We start from the raw sequence: 2,936 nt of genomic DNA, 5'->3' as shown, positions 1-2,936 counted from the left end.
TGGCCGTCCATGCCGCGCCTTCGCCGGCCACCACCGCCAGGATCTGGCGCCGTGTCAGACCCAGGTGCGCGAGCAGGCCGAACTCCTTGCGCCGCGCCAGCACCTGCGCGCTGAAGCTGGCCGCCACGCCGAACAGGCCGATGGCGATGGCCACGGCCTGCAGCCAGTAGGTGACGGCAAAGCTGCGGTCGAAGATGCGCAGCGAGGTGGCGCGGATCTGCGCGGCCGAGGCGAATTCGAGCCCGGTGTCCAGCCCGTCGGCACCCGGGGCGCCGGATCCCGCGGCGCGGCGCACGGCCGCCTGCACCTGGCTGGCCTCAGCGCCGTCGGCCAGCCACAACGCGAGGTCGTTCACGCGCCGGTCGCCGGTCAGACGTTCATAGTCATGGCGGTCGATCACGATGGCGCCGGACTGCCGGGCATAGTCGCGCCACACGCCTGCTACGAAAAACGTAGCTGAAGATGACCGTTCTGCGCTGGGACCTGGCCGAAAAAAGGCTGAAAGCGGGGCGAACACCTGTCCCGGGCGCGCGCCATAGAGGTCCACCATGGCTTCGCTGACCCAGATGCCGATCTGCCCCTCGGGCACGGGCAGCGCCTCGCCCACCAGCGCGGTGCCGCGGCCCATGCCATCGCCGTCGCGGCTGATCAGGGCCACCGCCGGCCGGGCGGGGTCGAGCTGTAGCGGCACGAAGCGCTGCGTGGCCAGCCGCTTCACGCCGGGCAGCCGGGCCACCTCGCGCACCAGTTCGGGCGGGAAGTACACCGTGTCGGCCGCGCCGGTGCCCATGGCCGCGCGCACGTACAGATCCGCTGGCAGCACCACGTCCAGCCAATGCGTCACCGAGTCGCGAAAGCTCGCCACCATCACCGTGAGGGCCACTGCCAGGCTCAGCGAGGCCACCACGCCGCTGACGGCCACCGCGGCGCTCTCGCGCACACGGCGTGCGCGTTCCACCGCGAGCAGGGGCAGCAGCCGGCGCGACACCCACGGGGCCAGCCGGTCATAGGTCAGGCCGATCAGCCAGGGCAGGGCCGTGATGCCGCCCACCAGCAGCAGCCCGACCGACACATAGGCTGCCAGCGGAATGCCCGCCACCGGCGGGGTCTGTGCCAGCAGCACGCCGGCGGCGATCAGCAGCAGGGGCACGGCGCGGTGTTGGCCCGTGTGCAGCGCAGCGCCCAGGCCCTTGAGTGTCTGCGCGGGAGGCAGGTTTTGCGCCGCACGCGCCGGCCACCAGCCGCCGACGCCGGCAGCGGCCACGCCCAGCAGGCCATAAAGCAGCGCGGCCGCGCCCTCCCATTGCAGGGGCGGTGCCACGCCGGCAAAGAAGCCGCCCCCCAGGTCGCCGCCGAGCAGGCGCAGCGCCAGCGCCGCCAGCGCAGTGCCCAGTGCGATGCCGGCGGCACTGCCCGCGGCACCGAGCAGCAGCGACTCCACCAGCACCAGCCGCAGGCGCTGTAGTGGGGTCAGGCCGAGCACGCCCAGCAGCGCGAACTGCTGCGCGCGCCGTGCCACGCTGAGCGAAAGCACCGAGAACACCAGAAACGCGCCGGTGAACAGCGCCACCAGGGCCAGCACCGTGAGGTTCACGCGGTAGGCGCGCGACAGGTTGCTGACCCGCTCGGCCGCGTCGCCGGGCTCGCCCGCTGTCACCCCCGCAGGCAACTGCAGCGCCGCGATGAAGGCCGCGCGGTCGGTGCCGGGCTGCAGGCGCAGGTCGATGCGGCTGAGGCGGCCTGCCGCGCCAAACAGGTCCTGCGCGGCGCCGATGTCCATCACCACCAGTGCCGCGCCGGGCGCGTTCACCGTGCCGGCCACAGTCACGGCACGCAGCGCCAGCGCGCTTTGCAGCTGCAGCGAAGGTGCGCTGCCAGCGCTCGGCACTCCGCCGGGAACGAGTGTGGCCATCGCCGCCGAGTTCGGGAACACGGTGGCCGGCGCCAGCAGCGCCAGCCTGTCGGCGCCGGGGGCCGGCAGGGGCATCAGGGCCGGCGCCATTGCCGCCACGGTCAGCGCATCCACGCCCACCACGCGCACCGGCAGGCGCTTGCGGTCGGGGCCGGTGGCGTAGGTAGAGAGTTCCAGCACCGGGCTGGCCAGCACCACCTGCGGATGGGTGGCCACGCGGCCGAAGAGGGATTCGTCGAGCGTTCCCTGGATGCCGCGCAGCTCCAGGTCGGGCTGGCCATTGACGGCGCGCACCGCGCTGGAAAACTCGCCCAGCGCCGAGGCGTTGATCAGGTGCACTGAAAACGCCAGCGCCACGCCCAGCATCACCGCCACCACCGCGGCCGCGTTGCGCCAGGGATGGTGGCGCAGTTCCTGCCAGGAGAAGGTGCGCAACAGGGCCAGCATGCAGGCATTGTGCCGCTGGCGTCGCCAGGGGCGCGAAGCAGGGTTGTTTGACCTGACGCAAAGTTTTCGTGAGGCAGGACCCTTGAGCCGCTGGGCGTGATCCCCAATTGTCTGTGAGCGGGCCGGACCTGACGACGAAAGGAAGGATCGGCCCGGCGTTCAACCCACTGAAAAGGAGCACTCCATGAGTTCACTGATGACACGCGGCGGATTGTTTGATGACTTCTTCAAGGACATCGCCCCCGGTTTCTACGTTCGGCCGTTACACGGCGACCCGCTGCCGTCGCCGGCCCAGATCAAGGTCGATGTGAAAGAGACCGACAAAGGCTACACCGTCGAGGCCGAGGTGCCCGGCGTGAGCAAGGACGAGATTCACGTGTCGCTGGACGGCAACGTGGTGACCCTGCGCGCCGAGGTCAAGCAGGAAGACCGGCAAGGCTCTGACGAGAAAGTGCTGCGCAGCGAGCGCTATTTCGGTGCTGTGTCGCGCAGCTTCCAGTTGCCGATGGACATCGACCAGGCGCAGGCCAAGGCGAAGTACGACAACGGTGTGCTGACCCTGACCCTGCCGAAGAAG

2 protein-coding genes are annotated in these 2,936 nt (G+C 70.7%); one reads left to right on the top strand and one right to left on the bottom strand.

What is annotated here, in order from left to right; translation table 11 throughout:
- On the bottom strand, positions 1–2,359 hold a 2,359-nt coding region (locus ACMUOY_RS19885; RefSeq protein WP_413894472.1), incomplete at its 3' end, for an ABC transporter permease.
- 184 nt (positions 2,360–2,543) lie between these two features.
- Between ACMUOY_RS19885 and ACMUOY_RS19880 the strand changes: the two genes are divergently transcribed.
- A partial coding sequence (locus ACMUOY_RS19880; protein ID WP_413894471.1) for an Hsp20/alpha crystallin family protein occupies positions 2,544–2,936 on the top strand: 393 nt, incomplete at its 3' end.

The sequence above is a fragment of the Candidatus Skiveiella danica genome, from assembly GCF_022705245.1.
Classification (GTDB): Bacteria; Pseudomonadota; Gammaproteobacteria; order Burkholderiales; family Burkholderiaceae_C; genus Skiveiella; species Skiveiella danica.
Note: the sequence above shows the minus strand (reverse complement) of the source record. Positions and strands in the feature narration are given on the sequence as shown.